This is a genomic window from Duganella sp. GW821-FHT07F09 (genome assembly GCF_059418705.1).
On sequence record NZ_JBWKQJ010000005.1, the window covers coordinates 228,381 to 252,354 of the forward strand.

Sequence of the window (23,974 nt, forward strand, 5' to 3'; positions counted from 1 at the left end):
TCATGAGCGCGCCGCCGTCTCCACCCAAACCGCAACCGAGGCCGATGCTGGCCGTCGCCGAGGCGCGGGCCTTGATGCTGGCCGCCGCGCGTCCCGTGGCCGGAATCGAAACGGCGCCGACGCTGAACGCCAACGGCCGCGTCCTGGCCCACGCGCAGGTGTCGGGCATGAACGTGCCGGGCATGGACAACACGCAGATGGACGGCTACGCGGTGCGCGCCGCCGATTGCGCCAGCGGCGACGCGGTGTTGACGGTGTCGCAGCGGATACCGGCCGGCCATGTCGGCCAGCCTTTGCTGCCGGGGACCGCCGCGCGCATCTTCACCGGCGCCCACATACCCGAGGGCGCGGACGCCGTCGTCATGCAGGAGCAGTGCGAGTTGGTGGGTAACCTGGTCACCATCAGGCACGCGCCCAAGCCCGGTGAATGGATACGCCGCGCCGGCGAGGACATCACCAACGGCAGCGTGATCCTGCCGGCCGGCGCGCGCCTGCGCAGCCAGGAACTGGGTCTGGCGGCGTCGGTCGGCCTGGCGGAATTGCCGGTCAAGCGCAAGCTGCGCGTGGCCGTGTTCTTCACCGGCGACGAGCTGACCATGCCGGGCGAGCCGCTGGCGCCCGGCGCGATCTACAATTCCAACCGCTTCACCCTGCGCGCGCTGCTGGAGAACCTGGGCTGCGAGATCACCGACTTCGGCATCGTGCCCGATTCGCTCGATGCCACGCGTTCGGTGCTGCGCGAAAGCGCCCGGGCGCATGATCTGATCATCACCTCCGGCGGCGTGTCCGTCGGCGAGGAAGACCATATCAAGCCGGCGGTAGAGGCGGAGGGCAAGCTCAATATGTGGTTGATCGCCGTCAAACCGGGCAAACCGCTGGCGTTCGGCGAGGTCAAGGACGCTTTCTTCCTTGGCCTGCCGGGCAATCCGGTGGCCAGCTTCATCACCTTCCTGATGTTTGTTCGTCCGTTCATCCTGCGTCTGCAGGGTGTGTCCGGCGAGATCGCGCCGCGCGCGTTCACGATGCGCGCCGATTTCGACCTGCCCAAGGCCGACAAGCGCAACGAGTTCCTGCGCGCGCGTATCAACGACGTTGGCGGTCTTGAGTTGTTCAGCAACCAGAGCTCCGGCGTGCTGACATCGACCGTCTGGGGCGATGGCGTGATCGACAACCCGCCCGGCACCACCATCTCCGCCGGAGATATGGTGCGGTTTATTCCGTTTAACGAGTTAATGTACTGATGGCAGTCACCGTAAAATTTTTCGCCAGCGTGCGCGAGGCGGTTGGCGCCTCGTCGGAGACGCTGGACCTGCCGGCATCCGTGACAACGGTCGGCGAGCTGCGCGCCCATCTGGCCGCGCGTGGCGACGCGTGGCAGCAGGCGTTGGGCAGTCCGGCTTTGCGCATGGCCTGCAACCAGGTCATGTGCGGCGCGGATAGCGCCGTCGTCGACGGCGCCGAAGTGGCGTTCTTCCCGCCGGTGACCGGCGGCTGAGTCAACCGGCCGTCGGGGAAGCCCGCGCCGCCAACCGGGGTTCAGGGTTTGCGGGTTTGCGCCGCGGCGGCGCGCTCGGCTTCGCGATAGCGGCGCCACGCGCTCCACGTGAACACAGCGGCCGCCAACAACGCCCAGGCTGCGGCGCTCAGATAGTCGTTGCGCGAGGTCGAGCCCTTGAACCACTCGACGGCGGCCAGTATCGCGAACAACGGCACGGCGGCCAGCAGATAGCGTTTAATCCAAAAAGCAGTACCCATCATGTCTCCATTAATATTGTTTTACATCTCGATCGTATCGGACCGAATGCATGCAGTCTAGTTTGACACCTTTTCGCGTCGCCGTCATCGGTGGCGGGCCCGCCGGCCTGATGGCCGCGCAAACGCTGGCGCGGGGCGGGGCGCAGGTGGACGTTTATGACGCGATGGCGTCGGTCGGCCGCAAGTTCCTGCTGGCCGGGCGGGGAGGGATGAACATCACGCACGCGGAGCCGTATGCGGACTTCGTGCCGCGCTATGCCGGCGCCGCCGCCGCGTTGCGGCCGATGCTGGACGCTTTCGGCCCGCGGGACGTGCGCGAGTGGGTGCATGGCCTGGGCGTGGAGACGTTTGTCGGCACTTCCGGCCGCGTTTTTCCGGCCGATATGAAGGCGGCACCGTTGTTGCGCGCGTGGCTGCACCGGCTGCGGGAGGGCGGCGTGCGGTTTCATATGCGGCATCGCTGGCTGGGCTGGCGCGACGGCGCCTTGCTGCTGCAAACGCCCGACGGCGAGTTGGCGGTGCGCGTCGACGCGGTGGTGCTGGCGTTGGGCGGCGGCAGCTGGGCGCGACTCGGTTCGGACGGGGCCTGGGTGCCGCTGCTGGCGGCGCGCGGGGTCGATGTGGCGCCGCTGGCGCCGGCCAATTGCGGCTTCGACGTCGACTGGAGCGAGCATTTCAGCGGCCGTCACGCGGGGGAACCGCTGACCACCGTCGCCATCATTTCGACCGGCGCGGATGGCAAGCAATTCCGCAAGCAGGGACAATTCGTTGTCACCGCGGGTGGGGTCGAGGGGAGCCTGATTTATGCGCTGTCGGCGGCTTTGCGCGACCAGATCGCGGCCGCGGGCAGTGCGACGATTTATCTGGATTTGCTGCCGGATTTATCGGTGGAGCGGGTGGCGGATGAAGTCACGCGGCCGCGCGGCGCGCGGTCGCTGGCCAGTCATCTGCAAAGCCGGTTGGGAATCAAGGGCGTGAAGGCGGGGCTGCTGCGGGAGTGTCTGGGCAAGGAGGAGTATGGCGATCCGGATCGGCTGGCGGAGGCGATCAAGATGCTGCCGGTGCGGCTGGTGCGTCCGCGCCCGATCGACGAGGCGATCAGCAGCGCCGGCGGCGTGCGCTGGGATGGCCTGGAGGGCACGATGCTGAAAGCGGCGCCCGGAGTGTTCGTGGCCGGCGAGATGATCGATTGGGAGGCGCCGACGGGCGGGTATCTGTTGACGGCGTGTCTGGCGAGCGGACTCGCGGCCGGGCGCGATGTATTGGCCTGGAGCGTCAGCAATCACGAGGAGGCACGTAGGGCGGATTAGGCGGAACGCCGTAATCCGCCATTGCATGCGCCGTCGAGACGCGCGCAATGGCGGATTACGCTGCGCTAATCCGCCCCACGTATCTCCACGGTGTTTTCGGAGCCGGGCCGCAGGTCTATTCCCAGCTGACGTCCCCCGAACCGCTGCGGTTCACATTGCGCTGATCGGGATTGCCCAGCACCCGGATGTCGCCGCTGCCGCGCAAGGTCAAATCCGCCGATTGCTTGGCGAAGACATGGCTGGTGCCCGATCCCTTCAAATCGACCGTCACCTTGTCCGCCGCCAGATGGCGCGCATCGAGGTCGCCCGAGCCGGTCAACTGCGCGTCCAGCGTCTTGCAGCTGCCCGACGACTTGATCTCGCCCGAACCGACCAGCTCCAATTCCACATGCTCGCTGCTGCCCGCGTTCAGATGCAGGTTGCCGCTGCCATGCGCGCCGGCGATCAGATTGCGATAGCGCCCGGAGAAATTCACATTGCCCGAGCCGTGCAGCCGCAGTTCCAGCTTGTCGCCGCTGAAACCGGACACCTTGGTGTCGCCGCTGCTGCGCACCGTCAGCTCCTCCAGCATCGGCAGCACCAGCTCGACCTGCAAGCGGTGTTTCGGATTGAGCAGCATGCCCTTGGTGCCGATGTGCAGATCGCGCCCGTCCTGGATGGTTTCGATATTGGCCAGCGAACGCTGTTCGCCGCGCACCTTCATCGACGCCGTCGGCCCCTGGGTCAGGATCAGGTCGATCGGTCCCTCCAGTACCACGGTCACCGCCATCGCGTCGACTTTGCGGGTCTCGCCGCTCAAGGTGCGCCCGGCCACGCTGGTCGGGCTGGTGGTGCCGTAAGCCTTGAGCATGCTGTACGTGACGCCGATCAGCAAGAACGACAGCAGCAGCAGGCCGATTCCGATTTTGAGTAATGCACGCATTCGTAGCTCCTTAGCGTCCGCGCAGCAGCGACATGTTCATCGCCGCGTAGCGTCTCAAGCCGATCACGGTGTAGCGGGTCAGCACGATGCTGATCAGGCACAGGCCGATGCCCGCCAAAATCAAGCCGAAGCCGATGAAGGTCTGGGTGGTGCGGGCGCCGCTGTCGAAGTCGGTGGTGATGTGGACGTCGCCGGTGGCCACCGCCTCGGCGCGGTCGAACAGGCGGCTGGCGCGGCTGGTTCCCTGCACGCCGCCGGCATCGGCATCCGCATCGTCCGTGCCGTCGGGCGTCTTGCTGACCTGGATGCCCATGTCGTTGATGGCGATGCGCCAGCGCTTGGCCTCGGCTTCCTCTTCCTTGGTGTCGAAACGGGAATCGGTCAGCGCCATCACGTGGTGCAGCGGACCTTCGAGCGAGAGCTCGTTCTGGCCCGACAGGCCGCTGGCGGTCAGCGCCACGCCGCCGATGTAGAAGGCGAAGGCCGACACGTAGATGGCCAGCAGCATCGACGCGTACACCATTGCCGGAATGACCATGAACAGGTTGAAAATCGCCAGTCCGACGAACGAGACCATCACGCGGACCAGGTTGGCCGGCGTTTTCTTTTGCTCAAAAGAACTTAAGTGGGCCGAGGCGCGCAGGGTCATCGCGATCTTGCGCGGTTCGTCGAGCTCTTTGTAGACCTCGGCTTCGCTTTTGCCGGCCACCAGGCCGTCGATAAAGCGCTGCTCGTAGTAGGCCAGGGTCTTGGCCACCGTTTCCGGTGGCAAGCCCTGCATCGCCTGCTTGAGCGCATCGAGGTATTGCTGCTTACTCATGATGTGTTCCAATTACGTCTTTGTCGATGGTGCAACTGTACGCAGATCGGCGTCCACATGCCAACGCCATGTGACAGGCTGCACAAATCGCGGGGCAGGCGACGGAAACCGGACACCGGACGGCGGGGCGTTACGTGACGCCCTTCAAATGGGCCGCCGCCGCCACGCCGCTGCGCACCGCAGATTCCAGCGTGGCCGGGTAGTCGCCGGCCGTGTAATCACCCGCCAAGGCCAGCCCCGGCAGCCCGCTGGCATTGCGCGGACGCACCAAACCAGGCGAGCTGGCGTAGGTGGCGCGCTTCTCGGTGATCACCTTGAACCAGCTCGGCCGGCCCAGTTCCGGCCGTTGGAAGGCCGCCGCCAGCTGCACGGCGACCGCTTCGGCCAGCAAATCCTGTTCCTGCGCGGCCACGCCGGCCGAGGCGCTGATGACCACCGCCAGCAGCCCCGCCTGGCCGGCGTCGAGCTGGCCGCGGTCGAACACGAACTGGCCCCACTGGTAGTTGTCCGGATCTTCCAGCAGCGCGAAGAACGGCAAGTCCAGCCGGGTGGCGGCGTCGTATTGCAAATAAATGGTGGTGATGGCCTCGGATTCGAAGGCTGTCAATTGGGCGCACACGTCGGTGGTGTCGCAGTCGGGCACGGCGTGCAGCAGCGCGGCGGCCTGGGCGGCGCCGGTGGCCAGCACCACGCCGTTGAAATAGGTGCTCCAGGTGCCGCCGACGGCCGCGCCGCTGACGTCGACCTGCCACAGGCGGCCTTCGATCGACCGCAGCGCCTGGACCTTGGCGCCGGTGCGCACCGCGCCGCCGTGCGCCCGCAGGAAGGCCGAGGCCGCGTCCGGGAACAGCGCCGACAGGTCCGCGCGCGGCAGCAGCATGTCCGAGGCGCTGCGTTTGGCGCCCAGGCTGTCGCGCAGCACGTTGAGGAAGATCCGGGCCGAGGCGCGCTCCGGCGGCGTGTTCAGCGCGGCCAGGCACAGCGGGCGCCACATCAGCTGGATCAGGCGCGGCGTCTGCTCGAAGCGCGCCAGCAGTTCGCTGACGCTGCAATCGGTGTTGAGCTTCCAGCCCATCCAGCGCGCCGTGCTCGAGAAACGGGCCAGGCTCATCTTGTCCGCGCGGTCGAGGCCTTTGCTGCGCAGCAGCGCGAGCGCCAGGTGCAGCGGGGCCGGCAGGCGCGGCGCGACGAAGTCCATGCCCCCGCCGCCGGGCGGATAGCGCATCTGCAGCGGCAAGGTCAGCAGGGTCTGGTCGCGGTCGACGCCGACCAGCTTCATCAGGCGCAAGGTTTCGCTGTAGGCGCCGAGCAGGATGTGCTGGCCGTTGTCGAGCAGCTTGCGGTCGGTCTCGACCCGGCGCGCGCGCCCGCCGAGCGTGCGCGCCGCCTCGAACAGGGTGACCTTGAAGCCGGCACGCGCCAGCTCGACGGCGGCGGCGCAGCCGGCCCAGCCGCTGCCGATGACGGCGACCGAGCGCACATTGGACGGTTCGGCCTTCGCGGCCGAGCGTTTTTCTTCCGGCGACCCGGTCGCGGCGTCGTCGTTAGCCACGAATATAGGTCTTCCAGGCGAGCCACAGTTTGCGGATGGGCGTGAGCGAAATGCGCTGGCTGAGCACGTGATAGCCGTCGTCCTGCACTTCCGTCAGCAGGGTGCGGTAGATGGCGGCCATCATCAGGCCCGGCCGTTGGGCGCGCCGGTCTTCCTTGGGCAGCAGCGCGAAGGCGTCGTCGTAGGCCTGCTGGGCGCGGGCCACCTGGAAGGCCATCAGCTTTTCGAAGTTCTCGCTGTGGCGGGCGTTGAGCAGGTCGGCGGCGGTCACGTTGAACTGCTGCAGCTCGTTGATCGGCAGATAGATGCGGCCCTTGCGCGCGTCCTCGCCGACGTCGCGGATGATGTTGGTCAGCTGGAAGGCGTGGCCCAGCTTTTCCGCGTACTTCAAGGTCTCGGGCCGGGTCGCGCCGAAGATGCTGGCCGACAGGATGCCGACCACCGAGGCCACGTGCCAGCAATACGTGGTCAGCGCCGGATAGTCGAGGTAGCGTGTCTGGTTCAGGTCCATCTCCATGCCGTCGATGATGGCTTGCAGATGCTGCTGCTCGAGGTTGTAGAGGGCCAGGTGGGGCTGCAGCGCCTGCGTGACGGGGTGGCTTTGCTTGCCCTCGTACATATTGGCGATTTCCTTGCGCCACCACGCCAGCTTGATGCGGGCCACCGATTCGTCGGTGCATTCGTCGACGGTGTCGTCGACCTCGCGGCAAAAGGCATACAGGGCGGTGATGGCTCGGCGACGCTCCGGCGGCAGGAACAGAAAACTATAGTAAAAACTGGAGCCGCTCTGGGCGGTCTTTTGCTGGCAGTAGTCGTCGGGGGACATGAATAAAAAAGCAAGGAATGACTATCGAAGCCGCTATTCTATAGTGTTAAGCGCACGGATGGGGGCTGGGTTATAGTCACCATTTCCTTATTTGGAGGGGACGGCGAGATGATACGGATCCGGGAAATAGACCATATCGTTTTGCGGGTGATCGAACTGGAGCCGATGCTGCATTTCTACGGCACGGTGCTCGGTTGCCCGGTGGAGAAGCGCCAGGACGCGATCGGCCTGGTGCAGCTGCGCGCGGGCGCCTCGATGATCGATCTGGTGCCGGTCGACGGCAAGCTGGGCAGCATGGGTGGCGCCGCGCCGGGCGCCGAGGGCCGCAATCTGGACCACTTTTGCCTGCGGGTGGAACCGTTCGACGCGGCGGCGATACGGGCGCATCTGGCCGCGCACGGGGTGGCGGCGGGGCCGGTGGAGTCGCGCTACGGCGCCGAGGGCGAGGGGCCGTCGATCTATCTGACCGACCCGGAGGGCAACGTGGTCGAGCTTAAAGGCCCGCCGGCATCCGGCTGGCGCGGCGCCGGCCCGGCGGATCGGACAGCACGCGGACGATGACGTTGACCGGGATCGCGCGGCGCACCAGGAATTCCGACGCGAACGCCTTGCCGTGGCTTTGCTGCAGGCGCACGCCCAGCTCGACGATTTTGGACGTTTCGGTATCCGGGCGCTGCGATTGGCCCATCGCCATGCCGAAATAGGGATTATGTGACAACATGATGACACCTCGTAATTTTTCCCCGAACATAACACGAGAAGCCGATATTGTGCAGTGGAAACGATTAAATCGTGCGAGGCTTGCAGATTACTGCTGGGTTAGACCGGCTGTTCAAGCGCCGCCGGCACGATAATGTTGCACCATGGCGTTAAACAGGCTTGTCTCTGGGGAAATTGAGCGACAGCGCGAACCTATTTCACTACAATCGTTTTCAGGTCCACACCGCCGCCGCCCCCACGAGGAGAATCCCATGCGCATGGCTCAATTCCACACTTCCGACGTCGCGGCGGTCGGCGACTTGGCGCTGCCGGCCGACGCCGATCTGTTGCTGGTGTTCGGCGCCCGCGCGCTATTGCAATCGGCATCCCTGTTCCCGGCGCTGCGAACAGCCTGTCCGGGCGCCGTGATCGCCGGCTGCAGCACCGCCGGCGAGATTTGCGGCACCGAAGTGCACGACGACAGCCTGGTGATCACCGCTGTCAATTTCGCCGCGACCCGCGTCGCGCTGGTGTCCGCCACCCTGGAACTGGCCGCCGACAGCCGCCAGGCCGGCGCCACGCTGTCGGCGCAACTGCTGGGCGAGCAGCTGCGCCACGTGCTGGTGCTGTCGGACGGGCTGGCCGTCAATGGCAGCGAACTGGTGCAGGGTCTGCGCACCTCGCTCCCGGCCGGCGTCAACGTCACCGGCGGCCTGGCCGGCGACGGCCCGCACTTCGGCGCCACTGTCGTCATCGCCGACGCGCCGGCCGCCTCGCACCGCATCGCCGCCATCGGTTTCTACGGCGAGCGCTTGCGCGTCGGCTACGGCTCGCTGGGCGGTTGGGACTCCTTCGGGCCGGAACGTCTGATCACGCGCGCCGAGGGCAACACGCTCTTCGAACTGGACGGCGAGTCGGCGCTGAGCCTGTATAAAACCTACCTCGGCAAGCAGGCCGAGGATTTACCGTCGTCCGGCCTGCTGTTCCCGCTGGCGCTGCATCTGCCGGACGCCGACACCTACGTCGTGCGCACCATCCTGGGCATCGACGAGGGGGCGCAAAGCATGACCTTCGCCGGCGACATGCCGGTCGGCGCCCGCGCGCAGTTGATGAAGGCCAATTTCAACCGGCTGGTCGACGGCGCCATCGGTGCCGCCGAGGACACGCTGACCCAGCTCGACGGCCACGCGCCGGAGCTGGCCATCCTGATCAGCTGCATCGGCCGCAAACTGGTGCTGCAGCAACGCATCGAGGAGGAAACCGAGGGCGTCGCCGAGGTGTTGGGGCCGCGGGCGACCTTGACCGGCTTTTATTCCTACGGCGAAATCGCGCCCCACAGCGCGCTGACCCGCTGCGAGCTGCACAATCAAACCATGACCGTCACCACCTTCAGCGAGGAATAGGCCATGCATCCCTTGCTGGCGCGCCAGCTCAAGAAGTATTGCCGCGACGGCCAGGTCGACCTGGACGGCTTGAGCAAGGCGGTCGACGACGCCTATGCCAGCTTCGAGCATGATCGCTTGCTGATCGAAAATTCGCTGGAGGTGATGTCGCAGGAACTGGGCAAGCGCAACCGCCAACTGGCCGAGCAGCTGTCGGACAAGCAGCAGATGATGGATCAGCTCAGCATCAGCAACGTCGAACTGCGCGAGCTGAACAATAAGCTGGAGACGACCCGCCACCAGCTGCTGCAATCGGACAAAATGGCGTCGATCGGCCAGTTGGCGGCCGGCGTCGCGCACGAGATCAACAATCCCATCGGCTACATCAATTCCAATTTTTCCACCTTGCAGCGCTACGTCGGCAGCCTGTGCGACATGCTCAGCGCGTATGAGGAGGCCGAGTCCGCCATCGCGTCGTCCGAGGTGGTGTCGCGGCTGAAGGCGATGCGCGCGGAAATGGACCTGGGCTACCTGCGTACCGATATTCCCGAACTGATGGCCGAGTCGACCGAGGGGCTGGAGCGGGTGCGGCGCATCGTCCAGGACCTGAAGGATTTTTCGCACGCCGACGCGCAGAACGAGTGGCAGCTGTTCAATCTGCACCTGGGCATCGACTCGACGCTGAACATCGTCGCCAACGAGATCAAGTACAACGCCGAGGTCGTCAAGGAATACGGCGACATTCCCGAGATCGAATGCCTGTCGTCGCAAATCAACCAGGTGGTCATGAACCTGGTGGTCAACGCCGCCCACGCGATCCGGCCGGGGCACGGCAAGATCACCTTGCGCACCGGCATTGACGGCGAGCACGTGTGGTTCTCGGTCACCGACACCGGCAGCGGCATCGAGCCGGACAACCTGAAACGCATCTTCGACCCGTTCTTCACCACCAAGCCGATCGGCAAGGGCACCGGGCTGGGACTATCGGTGACCTACGGCATCGTACAAAAGCACAGCGGGCGCATCGAGGTCGACAGCGAAGTCGGGCGGGGCACCACATTCCGCGTGGTGCTGCCGATCGTACACCGCGGCGACGACGCCGTCGCCGCCGACCGTTAAACGCCCCCCGGAATTACGGTTTGATCACCGCCACCGCGCCGCCGGAGGGCGCCAGCTTCAACGTCAGCGTTGCCGTCGCCGATACCTTGCTGTCGCTCGCCTTCAGGCGGGTGGGATCGGCGCCGTCCTGCAGCACGTGCGCGTTGAATGCGCCTTTGCCGAGGAAGGACAGCGGCACCTTCAACGTGCGGCCCGCTTCGTTGGTCATCGCGCCGATGTACCAGGTGTCGCCCTTGCGCCGCGCCGAGACGATGTACTGACCGATATCGCCCGACAGGATGCGGGTCTCGTCCCACGACGTCGGCACCGTCTGCACGAACTCCGCGCCGTCGGCGTTGACATAGGCGGCCGGGGCGTCCGACACCATCTGGAACGGGCTGTCGTAGACCACGTACATGGCGACGGCCTGGCCGCGCGTGGTCATCACCATCGGCTCGTGGTTGCGGTGCTTGAAGTTCGCCGGCGTGGTGTTGCGGAAGCCGCCCGGCGTGTAATCCATCGGCCCCAGGATCATGCGGGTGAACGGCAAGGTGACGTTGTGGCCGGCCGTGATGCGCGCGCTCCACTTGTTGTTCTCGGCGCCCAGCACGCCTTCCTGCGTGATGTAGTTCGGCCAGGTGCGGTTCAGGCCGGTCGGAGGATAGGCGCCGTGCAGGTTGACCATCAGGTGGTGCTTGGCCGCCTTCTCCAGCACCTTGTGGTACCAATCGACCATTTCCTGGTCGTTGCGGTTCATGAAGTCCACCTTGACGCCCTTGATGCCCCAGGCTTCATACTGCTTGAAGGCCGCGTCCATCTGGTTGTCGAGTTGCTGCCATTGCAACCACAGCCACACGCCCACGCCTTGCGACTTGGCGTACTGGAGCAGGGCGGGCATGTCCATTTCCGGCTTGCCGCGCGTGACGTCGGCGTCGGCGTTCGGCTCGATATCGCTGCCGACGGACCAGCCCTCGTCGATCAGGATATCCTCCAGCTTCATCTTCTTGGAAAAGTCGATGAAGGCCTTGTAGGTGGCGGTGTTGACGCCGGCGTTGGGCACGTCGACGGCCCAATCGTTCCACCAGTCCCACGACGTCTTGGTCGGTTTGATCCAGCTGGTGTCCTTGATTTGCGACGGCGCGGCCAGGGTTGGGATCAGCGACGAGGCGGCCAGGTCGCCCGGCGCGTCGGCCAGCATCACCACGCGCCACGGCGTCTGGAATCCCTGCCCCTTCAACTGCACGCTGGCCGAAATGGTTTTGCGGGAGCGGAAGTTGCGGTCGTTGTCGAAGCGCGGCGGCAAGGTGACCGCCACGCCCAGTCCGGCGTCGCCGCGTCCGGACAGGAAGAAGCCGGGATAGTCCTTGACGTCGGACTCGGCGATGGCGAAGGTGGTCTGGCCGGCGCCGGTCTTGCACACCAGTGGCGAGATGTAGTGGTGGAAGTTGCGCAGCTTCGACGCCTTGGTCTGGTCGTACTCGGCCTCGAAACTGGTGTCGAAGCGGCCCATGTTGGCGCCCCAGCAATCATAGTCTTTGGCGAAGTTGAACTGCGTGCTCTCGCTCTTGACCTTGACCGTGCTCAGACCGGCCTGTTCCGGCAGGGTGTAGCGGAAGGCGACGCCGTCGTCGTAGGCCCGCACCAGCAGGTGGAAGTTGAAGGGCTTGCCGGCGGCGGTAAACGCCAGGTCGGCGTGGGTGTAGCGGTCGGGCGCGCTGCGCGCCTTGCCGACGACGATGTTGTAGGTGTCGTTGACGTTGCCGCCGGTGCGGCCGGTCAGCTTGGCGCCCGGGCCGATCGTGCCGATGTCCAGATTGAGTCCGAGCGGCGAAGGCTCAATGATGACCTTGCCGTTGCGGCTGACCGAATAGGTGAGTTTATCGCTGTCGATGGTCACCACATTGCTGCCGCCGGGCGATTTGACGGTGATGGTTTCGGCGTTGGCGCTCGCCATGGCGGCAACAACGGTGGTCATCGCGATGAGTGTGGCCGCGCGGACGTGATCTGTCATGTTGGTGGGTCTCCGATTTTATGGTGGATGGTCTAATTGCCCCTCATTTTGCGAGAAACTTGCCACTACGGCAATTGCGAATTTCACCAAGCGACGGCATGGAAAACCGCAATACCGGTCAGCTGCCTGGTTTACAGCGGGTCGGTCAGTACTGCGCGCTAAGATCGATCCGGACGCATAACTGGGCCGACCGCCAAGGTGCGGAGCAGGGCAGCGGCCAACCTGAAGCCGAGACACTTGTCGGGTCAACACGCCCCGAAATTTTAGTTCGCCCACCTCGCAGATAGCGCTGAGGCACCTCAGCCATCTATGCGGTTTTTTTATTTCCCTGAGTGGATTTTTGTTGTGATAAAATAATTGTCACTTTAAGAATACTAGGGGTCTCAATTGATTAAAAAAACATTCTGCATCTTACTTTCTGCGCTTGCATTTTGTACCTCATTGGCGCAGGCGGCTGACTATAGGCTTGACTTCGTCGTATCTGATTTCCTTACAGATGAGGGTGATTCAGCGCCACCGTTTAGCTCTGCTTCGGGTTCGTTCGTCTTTTCAACTGATTCGCTCTTCTCTCAGTGGACGGCATTGAAAGACTTTCAAATGACGCTCGGCGACCAGCGCTACTTCATATCAGACGTGGGTTTTGAAAGTTACGGGGTTTATACGCTTATCGGCGGACTTGAGACTGGCTTTAATGGGGTGGGAAGTGAAACGAATGATTTTGTCATGGAACTTTGGGCTAGCTGGCGCGGACCCCGTCCGACCGTAACTTACGCGACTACTTCCCAGCCTGGTTTTTGGATCAGCACATCCTATAGTCGGACCTTAACTGAACTAACTCCAGCTGTACCTGAGCCAGAAACGTATGCGTTGCTGATCGCCGGACTTGGCTTGGTAGGCATGGCCGCTCGGCGCAGAAGGGTGTAGTTATCAACCCGTTTTATGGCCATATTGACTCACGGAAGCCCGCTTAAATGCGGGCTTTTTCTTTCCGCATTCAAAAGAAGAGGCGGCCATACAGACCACCCACCCGAGCAGGCAACTGGTCCGCGACTACCTCAGTTTGAGCTGGTGCAGTTAAGCTAGTTCGATGGCAATCCCATCATTTTTTCGCTGTGTCAAATTGGTCGGGGCGGCAGTGGGAGCTAGCTTGTAGCCGCCGTACGCAAACTCCGTTCAATAAAGTTGGGGTTTGCCTTGTTTAACCTAAATCCTGTCGATCAGCATGGCCAATTCCAGCCCCCGGGGATTTCGCCTCGTTTGTTGGTTGCTTTGGCCGTGTCGGATACTTCAACTGATAGTCCAGCGCTGCATGCTGAATGATGAGAAATGCTGCAAGCGATGCGCGATTGCTGTCGAGTCAGGTCCGACATTCGGACATTGGCACTGGGCGGCGGAACTCTTTTGACGCGCGAAAGTTTGTAAATGTCCGAATGTCAGACTTGAGCCTCGTGGCTGATGTTGCGTTTGGTCGGCGCTTTCTTTTAAAATGTACAGCGTATATTTAAGGAGGATACCATGACTACTGGACACGTTTTTATCGCCACCAGCCTGGATGGCTACATCGCGCGCTCCGATGGCGACATCGATTGGCTGCTGCAACGGGATGACCCGGCGGAAGATCATGGCTATCTCGATTTCATTGCGGACAAGGAGATGATCGTGATGGGGCGCGGCAGCTATGAGAAGGCGTTATCTTTCGATAAATGGCACTATGATCGGCCGGTGCTCGTGTTATCCAAGCAACTGGCGGGGCGCCCAGTGCCGAGCTCGCTGCAAGGAAAGGTGCGATTCTCAGGCCTCTCGCCGGTTGAGACGATGAGGGAAATGGCGGAACAGAACGTGCGCCGGGTCTATGTGGACGGCGGACAGGTGGTGCAGTCCTTCCTGCGGGAGGGGTTGATCGAGGACATGGTGGTGACCACCGTCCCTGTACTGATCGGCGCTGGCAAGCCTTTGTTCGGGGCGCTGCCGCAAGATGTCGATCTGACGCTGGTTTCCAGCCGCGCATTTCCCTCGAGCCTGGTGCAAACGACGTATCGGATATCGCGGTGACCCGTGCACGAGGCCGCCCGAAGCAGGGAACGGGACTGACGCGGGACGATATTCTTGACGCGGCCATGCCATTGCTGGAGCAGGGCGGTGGCAAAGGGTTGAGCATGCGCGCCCTTGCCGCGCGGCTTGGCACCACGCCGATGAGCCTTTACCACCACGTCCCCGACCGTGCCGGACTCTTGGTGGCATTGTCGGACCGTGTTTATGGCGAAGTGCTGAGCGCAATGCCGGACTCGATAGACGGGTGGAGTGAAATTCGGATCCTGCTCACGCGTTACCACGAGGCCGTCGGCGGGCATCCCCAGCTAACCTTGGAGATCTTTGCCGAACCCCAGGCGTTTGCCGGAGTAAGCCGAGTGATCACCGATCGCCTGAACTCGTTGCTTGCAACGATCACCGGGGAGCACCTTCTCTGGCGCGATATCCTGATCGACCATGCGCACGGGAGCGGGTTGGCGCTCAGTTCGGCTCAAGCGGATCAGGAGCGCGGCGCTTTGCTGCGCGCCCAGTACGGGCAGGCGCTGGATTGCTTGTTGGCGGGGCTGGCGTCCTCCAGCAATCAGCCGTTGTTATAAAAACAGAAGCTTCCCGCCGTTCCGTTCAAAATCTCGACGGGAGACTTCCGTCTCAATGGCCGCCAATCCGTCAGGGCTGTAAATATCCCGGTAGAGCAACTGTGGCTGCTTGGCTATTTTGCGAAATTCCTGAAAAGGTAATGTGGCGATGTCGATGTCATAGCTAGGCTCCACGACCGCCGCAACCCAAGAGGCGAGCAGGTCGGTCCTGTTCAGGATTTTGTTTATGCGCGCTTCCAGCAGAAGGTGCCCGCTTGAATCCTCTAACGTCTTGTTGAATTCATCGTCGGTCAGGGTCGTCACAACCAGATCGTGATTGACGCCGCTTGTCAGCGATACCCAACCATTCGTTGCCATGTCCGTGTCGGCAGAGAATTGAATGACAGGGAATTTCTTGCCCGTTTTTTCCGACCTCAGCCACAGAATGGCATCGTAGATTGCCGCCAGCCTCGTCATTTCGTCGCGTCGGGCGATATTTGTTGACGACTCGTTTGATTTCTTCTGCTGAAAAAATATGAGATCGTCCCGAAGACCAAGCCTAACAGTATTGTCGCACCCCATCTGTACCCGGCGGCCGGTCCCTGAATCAAGGTGTACAAATAGCTGCCGAAGATGGAACCCAAGGTGCTGCTGAACAAGGTTATCAAAAATTTTTTCATATTGTTCTCGAATTTGAGAGGCAGATTTGCCGTGCGGAGCCTGCTGCCGGCCGCCCCTGCTACGAAGAAGCACGCAAGAATTTTCCGGCTTTGGCCTCCAACAACTTGATGAGCTCAGGCTGCATGTATTCGTAGTCGTCGGGAATGTCCAGACAGATGACGCGCTTGCCATTCAAATATTTGCCAAATTTGGCGGAGAGACGGTTTCGATGCGCCTTCTCCATGACAAAAATGATGTTTGACCAAGCGATCTGCTCCGGCGAGAGCGGGACAGTGGCATCGCCACCTAAGCCAGCTGAGTCTGTTTCTACATCCGGCCAGCCAGCGAATATTTGTTCAGCGGTAGGGCTGCGCAATCGATTCTGGCTGCATATAAATAGTGCTTTTTTCATTTTTCCGTTCTTGTTCTACGTGCCGCGAATCAGGATCATGTCCAGCGATAGTCGAGCTCATGTCCGAATGACAGACTTGACCCCCGCAGCGGGTTTGCTTATTCCCGCAGTATTTTTGTCATCGGCTTTCCTTTTGCCAGCTCGTCGACCAGCTTGTCCAGATAGCGGATCTTTTGCATCAGCGGGTCCTCGACGTCCTCCACCCGGACGCCGCAGACCACTCCTTTGATGAGCGAGACGTTCGGGTGCAGCGCCGGGGCGTTGGCAAAGAATGTCTGGAAATCGCTTTCCTGTTCCAGCTGCCGATCCAGTCCCGGCTTTTCATAACCCGTCAGCCAGCAAATAATCTGGTCGACTTCTTCCTTGGTCCGGTTTTTACGCTCCGCTTTTTGGACGTACATCGGGTAAACCTTCGAGAACGGCATTGTGAAAATTCGATGTGTGGACATGGCTGTTCTCCTCTACGAGCCTATCCTGAAGAACTCCATCTTCCAGTTGGTTTCCCAGGTGTGCCCGGCGTCGTTCGAAAATGCTTGTTCCCAGCGCGGATTTTCGCCCGGCGTCGCGGTCCAGGTAAACCGGACCTTGATCGCTTTCCCGTCCAGCATATCGTCGGCAAAGAATAAGCCGATGTGGTTGTCGAACTTGCCCACGACGGGCGTATCGAGTTGTGTGGGATTGCGGCCGTCCAGCCACCAGATCGCCCACTCACCGGATTTGCGGCAATACGAACGCATCGCCACCGCGCGTACCGAGCCCTCGGGGAAGTGCAGGATGTTGTCTTCGAGATTGCCGAAGCCGCCAAGTATCTTGCTCGTCGAGGATAGCCCTTCGAAATCCGTCCACTCGGTGCAACCGCACATGCGTGCATTGAGGCGATGGTGTTCGACGCGCCAATCGCCGATGATGAAATCGAAGTCGGCGGGTGCGGCGTGGTCTGGTGGCAGGGGCATCTGTGTTGGCTTTCTCAACTTGAGGTCAAAACACAGTATAGAAGCACTGTTATCCTTCTGGCAAGCTCGGGCGGCCTGCGGCGTTTACGCCGCGCTCAGCACCCGCTTCAACTGCCGTTTCATGCGCACCGACGCCCAGAACACGCTCAGCCATTCCCGCTTGGTCAACTTTGGACGATGCAGGAAGACATCGTATTCCGCCTCCTCAATGGCGTCGAGGATGCGCAGGCCGCCTTGCACCATCATCCGCAGCTCGAAGCCGATCCGGCCCTTCAGCCGCAGCGCCAGCGGCGCGCCGCTCAGCATCAGGGCGCGCGCGCGCTCGACCTCGAACTTCATCATCGAGCGCCAGCGGGGCCGGGCGCTGGCCTGATCCAGCGCGCCGGGCAGGATGGCGTAGCGGTTCAGATCCTCCAGCGGAATATAGATGCGCTCCTTTTGCAGGTCGATCGCCACGTCCTGCAGGAAGTTGATCAGCTGTAGCGCGCTGCAAATCGCGTCCGAGTCGCGCAGGTTCTGTTCGTCGGCCGCACCGTACAGGTGCAGCATCAGGTGGCCGACCGGATTGGCCGACCGCGAGCAATAGTCCAGCACCGCGTCATACGTCTGGTAGCGGCTGACCACCACATCCTGCTTGAAGGCCGACAGCAGCTCGTACATCGGCTTGAGCGGCAGTCCGTACTCGCGCACCACCTGCGCCAGCCGCTCGAACATCGGCGCGTGGCCGCTATCCCCGGCGGCGATGCGGTCGAGCGCGGCTTCGTAGGCGCTCAGCGCGGCCAGCCGTTCCTCCGGCGTGGCGTCGCCCTCGTCGGCGATGTCATCGGCGCTGCGGGCGAAGGCGTAAATGGCTTCGACCGCTGGACGTAGACGACTTGGTAACAAAATGGAAGCAACAGGAAAATTCTCGTAGTGATCAACTGACATACACACCCAGCCTAAAGCAATATTTTTAGATTAATGACGCAAAAGTCATTTGCAAACGGATTTGCTCGGCTTATAATTAATTAACGGAAAGTCATTTATTTCCAACCCGTAATAGTAGTGCCAACTACCCTCCAGAGCAAGGAAAAGGAAAGTACTGTGGTCGCCCCCAAAATCCCGCGTCAGATTTCCCCATTGTTAATTGCGTTGCTGATGGCCGCCACCCTGGCCGCCTGCTCCAAGCCCGCCGAGAAAACCGAAGATATCCGTCCGGTGCGGGCCATCGTACTGAGCAGCAGCGACGTCGACGTCAACGCCGAGTTCTCCGGCGAGGTGCGCGCCCGCGTCGAATCGCGCCTGGGCTTTCGCGTGGCCGGCAAGATCGTCAGCCGCAAGGTCGATGTGGGCGCCCTGGTCAAAAAGGGCCAGGTGCTGATGCAGCTCGATCCGCAGGATTTGAAATTATCGCAGGCGCAGTCGCTGGCCGCGCTGCGTTCGGCTGAAACCAGCCGCGACCTGGCCAAGGCCGAGTTGAAACGCTACCAGGAGTTGCGCGCCAAGAATTTCGTCAGCCAGGCCGTGCTCGACGAGAAGGAGTCCACCTTCAAGTCGGCGCAGTCCAATGTCGAGGCTTCCCAGGCGGCCTATCGCGGACAATCGAACCAGGCCGGCTACGCGGCGCTGGTGTCCGATGTCGACGGCGTGGTGACGGCGGTGTCGGCCGAGGCGGGACAGGTGGTGCAGCCCGGCATCGAGGTGGTGCGCGTGGCCAAGTCCGGCGAAAAGGAGATCGTCATCGGCTTGCCGGAGGATAAGGTCGACATTTTGCGCAAGATTTCGGACGTGCATGTGCGGTTGTGGGCCGATCCGACCAAATCGGTGGCCGGCAAGATCCGCGAGATTTCGCCGGTGGCCGATCCGGCCACCCGCACCTACACCGCCAAGGTGACGATTCCGGACAGCCTGGCCGAAGCCAAGCTGGGCATGACGGCGGTGGTGCGGTTCGCCTCGAAGACGGACACGCCACAGATCAAGGTGCCGCTGACGGCCCTGTTCAACGAGAAATCGGTGACCTCGGTCTGGGTGGTGGAGGGCGGCGTCGCCAAGCTGGTGCCGGTCACCGTCATCGGCGCGGCCGGTAACGATTTGATCATCGGCAGCGGCGTCAAGCCCGGCCAGACCGTCGTCACGGCGGGCGTGCATCTGCTCAAGCCGGGCCAGAAAGTCAAGATCCTCGGTAACGATGTGCCGGTGGCGGCACCGGCGCCTGCGGCCGGGGTCGCCAAATGAAGGGCTTCAACCTCTCACGCTGGGCGCTCGAACATATTCCGCTGACCCGCTACCTGATCGCGGTGCTGCTCATCGGCGGTGCCCTCAGTTATAGCAACCTGGGCCAGGACGAGGACCCGCCGTTCACCTTCCGGGCGATGGTGGTGCGCGCCAACTGGCCGGGCGCGACCGCGCTGCAGGTGGCCGAGCAAGTCACCGACAAGCTGGAAAAGAAGTTGCAGGAAACACCAGGCATCGATGAAATCAGCAGCTATTCGAAGCCGGGCGAGACCCTGATCATCCTCAAGTTGCTCGAATCGACGCCGCCGAAAGAGGTCGCGCAGTCCTGGTATCAGGTGCGCAAGAAAATCGGCGACATGCGCGCTACCTTGCCGCCGGGTGTGCAGGGGCCGTTCTTCAACGACGAGTTCGGCGATACCTACGGGTCGATCTTCGCGCTGTCGGGCGACGGTTTCACCTATGCCGAGATGAAGGATTATGCCGATTTCGTGCGCCAGCAGTTGCTGGGCGTGAAGATGGTGTCCAAGGTCGAGTTGTTCGGCGTGCAGGACGAGAAGATCAACATCGAGTTCTCGCACAAGAAGTTTTCCCAACTGGGCATTCCGATCGAGACCATCGCCAACCAGATCGCCACGCAGAACAGCATCGAGTCGACCGGCGTGCTGGTCACGCCGACCGACAACCTGCAGGTGCGCGTCACCGGCGCGCTGAAGACCGTCAAGGACCTCGAAGAGCTGGAGTTGCGCGCCAACGGCACCACGTTCCGCCTGGGCGACTTCGCCACCATCAAGCGCCAGTACCAGGACCCGCCGGGCGACAAGATGCGCTTCAACGGCAAGGAAGTGATCGGCCTGGGCGTGTCGATGGAGAAGGGCGGCAATATCATCGAACTCGGCAAGCACATGGAGAAAACCGTGGCCGAGATGAAGGCCAAGCTGCCCGTCGGTATCGAGCTCGAGCGCGTTTCCGACCAGCCCGAGGCGGTCAAGGCGTCCGTGGGCGAGTTCGTCCATACGCTGATCGAGGCGGTGCTGATCGTGCTGGCCGTCAGTTTCGTCGCGCTCGGCCTGCACACCAAGCCGTTCCGCCTGGACATCCGTCCGGGCCTGGTGGTGGCGTTGAGCATTCCGCTGGTGCTGGCCGTGACCTTCCTGTTCATGCGCATGCTCGACATCGACTTGCACAAGATCTCGCTGGGCGCGCTGATCATCGCGCTGGGCCTGCTGGTGGACGACGCCATCATCGCCGTCGAAATGATGGTGCGCAAGATGGAGGAGGGCATGTCGCGCTTCGACGCGGCCACCTACGCCTACACGTCGACCGCGATCCCGATGCTGACCGGCACCCTGATCACCGTCGCCGGCTTCCTGCCGATCGGCCTGGCCAAATCGGCCGCCGGCGAGTACACGTTTTCGCTGTTCTCGGTCAACGCGCTGGCGCTGATTATTTCGTGGGTGGTGGCCGTGACGTTCACCCCTTACCTGGGCTATGTCTTGCTGAAGGTTAAGCCGCACGCCGACGGCGCCAGCGAGCACGACCTGTTCGACACGCCAGGCTTCCGCCGCTTCCGGGCGGTGGTCAACTGGTGCGTGGAATTTCGCAAAACGACCATCGTGCTGTCGCTGGCGGTGTTCGCGCTGGGCGTGTACGGTTTCAACTTCATCGAGAAACAATTCTTCCCGGATTCCAGCCGTCCCGAACTGATGGTCGAGATGTGGACGCAGGAGGGCACGACCTTCGCCGCCAACGAGGCCCAAGTCAAGAAGTTCGAGGCGTTCATCCGCAAGCAGCCCGGCGTGGTCAGCGTGACCAGCTATGTCGGCACCGGCAGCCCGCGTTTCTATCTGCCGCTGGACCAGATTTTCCCGCAGACCAACGTCTCGCAAATCGTCGTGTTGCCGAAGGATTTGAAGGCGCGCGCCGAGTTGCGCCAGAAGATCGTCGATGTGTTCAAGGTCGATTTCCCCGAGGTACGTGGCCGGGTCAAGTTGCTGCCGAACGGTCCGCCGGTGCCGTATCCGGTGCAGTTCCGCGTGACGGGCACGGAAGTGGCGAAAGTGCGCGCCATCGCCGACCAGGTCAAGGACATCATGCGTGACAACCCGAACACGCTGGGCGTCAACGACAACTGGAACGAATCGATCAAGGTGCTGCGTTTGGACCTGGATCAGGACAAGATGCGCGCCGTTGGCGTCACTTCCCAGACTGTCATGCGCGCGGCCAACACGATTCTGTCCGGCACCACCGTCGGCCAGTTCCGCGAGGACATCAAGCTGGTCGACATCCAGATTCGCCAGCCTATCGACGAGCGCAACACGATCTCGATCCTGAACGACACGAATATCCCTACCGCGAGCGGCAAGTTCGTGACGATCAGCCAGCTGGCGCGCGCCCACTTCGTGTGGGAGCCGGGCGTGGTGTGGCGGGAAGGGCGCGAGTGGGCGATCACCGTGCAGGCCGATGTGGGCGACCACATCCAGGGGCCGACCGTCTCGGGCCAGATCGAGCCCAAGCTGAAGGCGCTGCGCGACGCGCTACCGGCCGGCTACAAGATCACCGTCAAGGGCGCGGCGGCCGACAGCGGCTCGGCCGAGGCGTCGATCGCGGCCAACCTGCCGCTGGCGATCTTCATCATCTTCACCTTGCTGATGTTGCAGTTGCATAGCTTCTCGCGGGCGCTGCTGGTGTTCCTGACTGGTCCGCTGGGCGTGGCGGGCGCGGCGATGGCGCTGCTGTTGCTGGGCCGTCCGCTGGGCTTTGTCGCCAACCTGGGCATCATCGCGCTGTTCGGCATGATCATCCGCAACTCGGTGATCCTGGTCGACCAGATCGAACAGGACATCAAGGCCGGCCACGATCCGTGGACGGCGATCGTCGAATCGGCGGTGCGGCGTTGCCGTCCGATCATCCTGACGGCGGCGGCGGCGGCGCTGGCGATGATCCCGTTGTCGCGCTCCGTGTTCTGGGGGCCGATGGCGGTGGCGATCATGGGTGGCCTGGTCGTGGCGACCGCGCTGACCTTATTGTTCCTGCCGGCGCTATACGCGGCGTGGTTCAGGGTGAAAAAGCCAGTTAAATAAGCAGTTGCGAGGCGAATTCGCGTAAAAATAAGCGAAAAACGGCGGAATGCTGGGGTTAGTTTAAAAATCACCACATTTCGCTAAAAAACCCGTTAGAATACCGCGTTGAAGTTGAAAGCTCCCACGGAGAATAGTGGGGCCGGGGCGACCGTTTTCACTTACGAGTCGCCCTTTGCTTTTGTGCAAACATGCCGCGAGGATGGCGAAATTGGTAGACGCACCAGGTTTAGGTCCTGACGCCAGCAATGGTGTGGGGGTTCGAGTCCCCCTCCTCGCACCAACTGTATCACTATTTTTTTGGACGATTTTTACATGGCAACTGCAGTCGAAACCTTGGGCAAACTCGAACGTCGTATCACGATCTCCTTCCCGCTGACCGAAGTCCGCAGCGAAGTTGAGAAGCGCCTGAAAGTGCAAGCCAAAACGGCTAAGGCACCAGGCTTCCGTCCGGGTAAAGTTCCTCTGAAAATGGTCGCAGCACAGTACGGTTATCAGATCGAGACCGAAGTGTTGAACGACAAAGTTGGCCGCGCTTTCAACGACGCCGCAAACGAAGCCCAGCTGCGCGTGGCTGGCTACCCGAACATCCAGCCGAAGGAAGACTCGCCAGAAGGCGTGCTGACCTTCGACGCGACGTTCGAAGTCTACCCGGAAGTCGTCGTCGGCGACCTGACCACGGTGGAAATCGAAACCGTCAAGGCCGACGTCTCGGAAGCCGAGATCGACAAGACCATTGAAATCCTGCGCAAACAGCGCGTGCACTTCCACACCAAGGGCGAAGCCGGCGAACACGGCGACGGCGGCGAGCCGGTTGCCGCCAACGGCGACCGCGTGACCGTCGACTTCGTCGGCTCGATCGACGGCGTTGAGTTCCCAGGCGGCAAAGCTGAAGATTACCCGTTCGTGCTGGGCGAAGGCCGCATGCTGCCGGAATTCGAAGCCGCGACCGTCGGCCTGAAGGTTGGCGAAGCCAAGACCTTCCCGCTGGCTTTCCCGGAGGACTACCATGGTAAAGACGTCGCCGGCAAAACCGCGTCGTTCACCATCACGCTGAAAAAGCTGGAATGGGCGCACCTGCCGGAAGTCGATGCCGAATTCGCCAAATCGCTGGGCGTGGCCGATGGCGACGTCGCCAAAATGCGCGAAGACATCAAAGTCAACCTGGAGCGCGAAGTCGCCGGCCGTGTCAAAGCCCGCAACAAGGAAGCCGTCATGGAAGCGCTGGTGAAAACCGCCACCCTGGACGTGCCGCAGTCGCTGATCGCGCAAGACAGCGAGCGCCTGGCCGAAATGACCCGCCAGGACATGGAACAGCGCGGCATGAACGTCAAGGACGTGCCATTCCCGCAAGAACTGTTCGCGGAAAAAGCCGAGCGTCGCGTACGCCTGGGCCTGATCCTGTCGCAACTGGTCGGCGAGAACAAGCTGCAAGCCCAGCCTGAGCAGGTCAAGGCGCAAGTCGAAGACTTCGCCCAGAGCTACGAAGACCCGCGCGAAGTGCTGAAGTACTACTACAGCGACCGTCGCCGCCTGGCCGAGGTGGAAGCTCTTGTATTGGAAGAAAACGTCGTCAACTACGTCCTGGGCCTGTCGAAGACGTCGTCCAAGGTCGTGGCCTTTGACGAACTGATGGGAAGCAACGCTCAAGCGTAATTCAGCACGGCCGAAGTGATA

23 protein-coding genes, 1 tRNA gene and 1 pseudogene are annotated in these 23,974 nt (G+C 62.4%); 13 read left to right on the forward strand and 12 right to left on the reverse strand.

The genetic code is table 11. The features are described from left to right. Window positions 1-2: 2 nt before the first annotated feature. Together AC07P1_RS15375 and moaD are read left to right on the forward strand one after the other, a co-directional pair. Window positions 3-1,241 carry a molybdopterin molybdotransferase MoeA gene (locus AC07P1_RS15375; RefSeq protein WP_494696641.1) on the forward strand — a complete coding sequence of 413 codons (1,239 nt, stop codon included), beginning with the start codon at window positions 3-5 and terminating at the stop codon, window positions 1,239-1,241. Next, window positions 1,241-1,495: a molybdopterin converting factor subunit 1 gene (moaD, locus tag AC07P1_RS15380; protein ID WP_315219077.1), complete on the forward strand. Its 255-nt coding sequence runs from the start codon at window positions 1,241-1,243 to the stop codon at window positions 1,493-1,495. The genes AC07P1_RS15375 and moaD overlap by 1 nt, the downstream gene beginning before the upstream one ends. A gap of 41 nt (window positions 1,496-1,536) precedes the next feature. Here moaD and AC07P1_RS15385 read toward each other — a convergent pair whose 3' ends face one another. Further along, window positions 1,537-1,755, reverse strand: coding sequence for a hypothetical protein (locus tag AC07P1_RS15385; RefSeq protein ID WP_494696642.1), 219 nt, complete (start codon window positions 1,753-1,755; stop codon window positions 1,537-1,539). Window positions 1,756-1,805: 50 nt separating this feature from the next. On the opposite strand from AC07P1_RS15385, the gene AC07P1_RS15390 reads away from it, so the two are divergent. Further along, the gene (locus AC07P1_RS15390; RefSeq protein ID WP_494696643.1) at window positions 1,806-3,065 is read left to right on the forward strand and encodes a TIGR03862 family flavoprotein; all 1,260 of its coding nucleotides are present in this window, start codon (window positions 1,806-1,808) and stop codon (window positions 3,063-3,065) included. 115 nt (window positions 3,066-3,180) lie between these two features. Here AC07P1_RS15390 and AC07P1_RS15395 read toward each other — a convergent pair whose 3' ends face one another. From AC07P1_RS15395 to hpnD, 4 genes are all read right to left on the reverse strand, one after another. Then, window positions 3,181-3,987 (reverse strand): head GIN domain-containing protein, encoded by an 807-nt coding sequence (locus tag AC07P1_RS15395; RefSeq protein ID WP_363509313.1) that lies wholly within the window; start codon window positions 3,985-3,987, stop codon window positions 3,181-3,183. Between the two features lie 10 nt (window positions 3,988-3,997). Further along, complete coding sequence (locus AC07P1_RS15400) at window positions 3,998-4,807, reverse strand: DUF1700 domain-containing protein (RefSeq protein ID WP_494696644.1); 810 nt, start codon at window positions 4,805-4,807, stop codon at window positions 3,998-4,000. 130 nt (window positions 4,808-4,937) lie between these two features. Beyond that, complete coding sequence (hpnE, locus tag AC07P1_RS15405) at window positions 4,938-6,287, reverse strand: hydroxysqualene dehydroxylase HpnE (RefSeq protein ID WP_494696856.1); 1,350 nt, start codon at window positions 6,285-6,287, stop codon at window positions 4,938-4,940. A 64-nt stretch (window positions 6,288-6,351) separates the two neighbouring features. Further along, window positions 6,352-7,185, reverse strand: coding sequence for a presqualene diphosphate synthase HpnD (hpnD, locus tag AC07P1_RS15410; protein WP_494696645.1), 834 nt, complete (start codon window positions 7,183-7,185; stop codon window positions 6,352-6,354). Between the two features lie 108 nt (window positions 7,186-7,293). On the opposite strand from hpnD, the gene AC07P1_RS15415 reads away from it, so the two are divergent. After that, the gene (locus AC07P1_RS15415; RefSeq protein ID WP_494696646.1) at window positions 7,294-7,746 is read left to right on the forward strand and encodes a VOC family protein; all 453 of its coding nucleotides are present in this window, start codon (window positions 7,294-7,296) and stop codon (window positions 7,744-7,746) included. Here AC07P1_RS15415 and AC07P1_RS15420 read toward each other — a convergent pair. Next, the gene (locus tag AC07P1_RS15420) at window positions 7,679-7,906 is read right to left on the reverse strand and encodes a hypothetical protein (RefSeq protein WP_315219070.1); all 228 of its coding nucleotides are present in this window, start codon (window positions 7,904-7,906) and stop codon (window positions 7,679-7,681) included. The two genes, AC07P1_RS15415 and AC07P1_RS15420, sit on opposite strands and share 68 nt — an antisense overlap. Before the next feature lie 250 nt (window positions 7,907-8,156). On the opposite strand from AC07P1_RS15420, the gene AC07P1_RS15425 reads away from it, so the two are divergent. Both AC07P1_RS15425 and AC07P1_RS15430 read left to right on the forward strand, forming a co-directional pair. Then, window positions 8,157-9,287 (forward strand): FIST signal transduction protein, encoded by a 1,131-nt coding sequence (locus AC07P1_RS15425; protein WP_494696647.1) that lies wholly within the window; start codon window positions 8,157-8,159, stop codon window positions 9,285-9,287. 3 nt (window positions 9,288-9,290) lie between these two features. Beyond that, window positions 9,291-10,385: an ATP-binding protein gene (locus AC07P1_RS15430; RefSeq protein ID WP_494696648.1), complete on the forward strand. Its 1,095-nt coding sequence runs from the start codon at window positions 9,291-9,293 to the stop codon at window positions 10,383-10,385. Window positions 10,386-10,398: 13 nt separating this feature from the next. Here the strand turns inward: AC07P1_RS15430 and AC07P1_RS15435 are convergent, their stop codons facing one another. After that, on the reverse strand, window positions 10,399-12,375 hold the full coding sequence (locus AC07P1_RS15435) for a glycoside hydrolase family 97 protein (protein WP_494696649.1): 1,977 nt from the start codon (window positions 12,373-12,375) through the stop codon (window positions 10,399-10,401). Between the two features lie 816 nt (window positions 12,376-13,191). Here AC07P1_RS15435 and AC07P1_RS15440 point away from each other — a divergent pair. From AC07P1_RS15440 to AC07P1_RS15450, 3 genes and pseudogenes are all read left to right on the forward strand, one after another. Further along, window positions 13,192-13,299 (forward strand): annotated as a pseudogene (locus tag AC07P1_RS15440) (PEPxxWA-CTERM sorting domain-containing protein); the annotation flags it as partial. 591 nt (window positions 13,300-13,890) lie between these two features. Beyond that, complete coding sequence (locus AC07P1_RS15445; RefSeq protein WP_494696650.1) at window positions 13,891-14,427, forward strand: dihydrofolate reductase family protein; 537 nt, start codon at window positions 13,891-13,893, stop codon at window positions 14,425-14,427. Next, entirely contained in the window at window positions 14,424-15,002 is a 579-nt protein-coding gene (locus tag AC07P1_RS15450; RefSeq protein ID WP_494696651.1) for a TetR/AcrR family transcriptional regulator, read from the forward strand. The genes AC07P1_RS15445 and AC07P1_RS15450 overlap by 4 nt, the downstream gene beginning before the upstream one ends. Here AC07P1_RS15450 and AC07P1_RS15455 read toward each other — a convergent pair. The 5 genes from AC07P1_RS15455 to hpnC form a co-directional block, all read right to left on the reverse strand. After that, a complete protein-coding gene (locus AC07P1_RS15455; protein ID WP_494696652.1) occupies window positions 14,997-15,734 on the reverse strand; it encodes a hypothetical protein in 738 nt (245 codons plus the stop codon). The genes AC07P1_RS15450 and AC07P1_RS15455 overlap by 6 nt on opposite strands. After that, the gene (locus AC07P1_RS15460) at window positions 15,721-16,053 is read right to left on the reverse strand and encodes a low molecular weight protein tyrosine phosphatase family protein (protein WP_494696653.1); all 333 of its coding nucleotides are present in this window, start codon (window positions 16,051-16,053) and stop codon (window positions 15,721-15,723) included. Before AC07P1_RS15460 ends, AC07P1_RS15455 begins: the two co-directional genes overlap by 14 nt. A gap of 98 nt (window positions 16,054-16,151) precedes the next feature. After that, entirely contained in the window at window positions 16,152-16,478 is a 327-nt protein-coding gene (locus AC07P1_RS15465) for a DUF2200 domain-containing protein (RefSeq protein WP_494696654.1), read from the reverse strand. A 36-nt stretch (window positions 16,479-16,514) separates the two neighbouring features. After that, on the reverse strand, window positions 16,515-17,006 hold the full coding sequence (locus tag AC07P1_RS15470; protein ID WP_494696655.1) for a DUF1579 domain-containing protein: 492 nt from the start codon (window positions 17,004-17,006) through the stop codon (window positions 16,515-16,517). 84 nt (window positions 17,007-17,090) lie between these two features. After that, window positions 17,091-17,933: a squalene synthase HpnC gene (hpnC, locus tag AC07P1_RS15475; RefSeq protein WP_494696656.1), complete on the reverse strand. Its 843-nt coding sequence runs from the start codon at window positions 17,931-17,933 to the stop codon at window positions 17,091-17,093. Window positions 17,934-18,089: 156 nt separating this feature from the next. On the opposite strand from hpnC, the gene AC07P1_RS15480 reads away from it, so the two are divergent. From AC07P1_RS15480 to tig, 4 genes are all read left to right on the forward strand, one after another. After that, the gene (locus tag AC07P1_RS15480) at window positions 18,090-19,220 is read left to right on the forward strand and encodes an efflux RND transporter periplasmic adaptor subunit (protein ID WP_494696657.1); all 1,131 of its coding nucleotides are present in this window, start codon (window positions 18,090-18,092) and stop codon (window positions 19,218-19,220) included. Further along, the gene (locus AC07P1_RS15485; protein ID WP_494696658.1) at window positions 19,217-22,300 is read left to right on the forward strand and encodes an efflux RND transporter permease subunit; all 3,084 of its coding nucleotides are present in this window, start codon (window positions 19,217-19,219) and stop codon (window positions 22,298-22,300) included. Before AC07P1_RS15480 ends, AC07P1_RS15485 begins: the two co-directional genes overlap by 4 nt. A gap of 193 nt (window positions 22,301-22,493) precedes the next feature. Then, window positions 22,494-22,580 (forward strand) — tRNA-Leu (locus AC07P1_RS15490). A gap of 32 nt (window positions 22,581-22,612) precedes the next feature. Further along, window positions 22,613-23,953: a trigger factor gene (tig, locus tag AC07P1_RS15495; RefSeq protein ID WP_494696659.1), complete on the forward strand. Its 1,341-nt coding sequence runs from the start codon at window positions 22,613-22,615 to the stop codon at window positions 23,951-23,953. Window positions 23,954-23,974: the final 21 nt, after the last annotated feature.

Coding starts and splice junctions, on each gene's coding strand:
- AC07P1_RS15375 (WP_494696641.1), top strand. CDS start 3: ATGAGCGCGCCGCCGTCTCCACCCAAACCGCAACCGAGGCCGATGCTG.
- moaD (WP_315219077.1), top strand. CDS start 1,241: ATGGCAGTCACCGTAAAATTTTTCGCCAGCGTGCGCGAGGCGGTTGGC.
- AC07P1_RS15385 (WP_494696642.1), bottom strand. CDS start 1,755: ATGGGTACTGCTTTTTGGATTAAACGCTATCTGCTGGCCGCCGTGCCG.
- AC07P1_RS15390 (WP_494696643.1), top strand. CDS start 1,806: ATGCAGTCTAGTTTGACACCTTTTCGCGTCGCCGTCATCGGTGGCGGG.
- AC07P1_RS15395 (WP_363509313.1), bottom strand. CDS start 3,987: ATGCGTGCATTACTCAAAATCGGAATCGGCCTGCTGCTGCTGTCGTTC.
- AC07P1_RS15400 (WP_494696644.1), bottom strand. CDS start 4,807: ATGAGTAAGCAGCAATACCTCGATGCGCTCAAGCAGGCGATGCAGGGC.
- hpnD (WP_494696645.1), bottom strand. CDS start 7,185: ATGTCCCCCGACGACTACTGCCAGCAAAAGACCGCCCAGAGCGGCTCC.
- AC07P1_RS15415 (WP_494696646.1), top strand. CDS start 7,294: ATGATACGGATCCGGGAAATAGACCATATCGTTTTGCGGGTGATCGAA.
- AC07P1_RS15420 (WP_315219070.1), bottom strand. CDS start 7,906: ATGTTGTCACATAATCCCTATTTCGGCATGGCGATGGGCCAATCGCAG.
- AC07P1_RS15425 (WP_494696647.1), top strand. CDS start 8,157: ATGCGCATGGCTCAATTCCACACTTCCGACGTCGCGGCGGTCGGCGAC.
- AC07P1_RS15430 (WP_494696648.1), top strand. CDS start 9,291: ATGCATCCCTTGCTGGCGCGCCAGCTCAAGAAGTATTGCCGCGACGGC.
- AC07P1_RS15435 (WP_494696649.1), bottom strand. CDS start 12,375: ATGACAGATCACGTCCGCGCGGCCACACTCATCGCGATGACCACCGTT.
- AC07P1_RS15445 (WP_494696650.1), top strand. CDS start 13,891: ATGACTACTGGACACGTTTTTATCGCCACCAGCCTGGATGGCTACATC.
- AC07P1_RS15460 (WP_494696653.1), bottom strand. CDS start 16,053: ATGAAAAAAGCACTATTTATATGCAGCCAGAATCGATTGCGCAGCCCT.
- AC07P1_RS15465 (WP_494696654.1), bottom strand. CDS start 16,478: ATGCCGTTCTCGAAGGTTTACCCGATGTACGTCCAAAAAGCGGAGCGT.
- AC07P1_RS15470 (WP_494696655.1), bottom strand. CDS start 17,006: ATGCCCCTGCCACCAGACCACGCCGCACCCGCCGACTTCGATTTCATC.
- hpnC (WP_494696656.1), bottom strand. CDS start 17,933: ATGTCAGTTGATCACTACGAGAATTTTCCTGTTGCTTCCATTTTGTTA.
- AC07P1_RS15485 (WP_494696658.1), top strand. CDS start 19,217: ATGAAGGGCTTCAACCTCTCACGCTGGGCGCTCGAACATATTCCGCTG.
- tig (WP_494696659.1), top strand. CDS start 22,613: ATGGCAACTGCAGTCGAAACCTTGGGCAAACTCGAACGTCGTATCACG.